This window comes from Synechococcus sp. R6-10 (genome assembly GCF_047461815.1).
Classification (GTDB): domain Bacteria; phylum Cyanobacteriota; class Cyanobacteriia; order Thermostichales; family Thermostichaceae; genus Thermostichus.
Genome location: NZ_JANSHW010000738.1, coordinates 1 through 578, shown reverse-complemented (window position 1 = coordinate 578; position 578 = coordinate 1). Strand labels below are relative to the sequence as shown.

The window sequence follows — 578 nt, the reverse complement described above, 5'->3', positions numbered from 1 at the left end:
GCTGCTGCCATTGGTAAAGAAGTTTACATCGATGTGGCCCGCTGGCATCTTTACCTGCGCGATGCCCACCTGCATACCCTTTTGGCGGAGCGACTGGCACCCCAGGTGATGGCAGGCAAGGTGGATGAGGACGCCGTCACAGAGATCTTGCAAGGGATCCCGGTGAAAGTGGGGGGTGGGCGCAAAGAATTGCCCCTGGCCGATCTCCTGCCGATGCAAAGCCTGCTTAACCTGCTGGACGTGCTGGAGGAGTTCAGCCGCAAATGGGCCCAATAGAGACCAATAGAGAAAGGTAGAGCGGTGCATCACCAGTCTAAACCTATGCGGCCTGGCCCCTGGCTCAAGCTCGGCAGCCTTATTCCGCTGCTCTGGCTGTTGTCGGCCTGTCAGGGAACCGAGTGGGGAGAACGGCTGGAGCGCGCTGTACGCCCAGTAGGTCTGCCCACAGCCCAACCTGAGCTGCCGGCATCTCCCTCGCCTCAACCTTTGCCGGGATCCATCCCACCCTCTATCTCGATCCCCACTGCTCCCACCCCTTCATCACCCCTGCCCAGCCCGGACAGCAGCCGCTTTACAGA

General features: G+C 60.7%; 1 protein-coding gene and 1 pseudogene. Both read left to right on the top strand.

The window, feature by feature from the left end; translation table 11 throughout:
- Positions 1-276 (top strand): DUF3181 family protein (locus tag NW837_RS15685; RefSeq protein ID WP_414332622.1); only part of this gene is annotated, 276 nt, incomplete at its 5' end.
- Positions 277-321: 45 nt separating this feature from the next.
- Positions 322-578, top strand: a pseudogene (locus NW837_RS15680) (S-layer homology domain-containing protein); the annotation flags it as partial.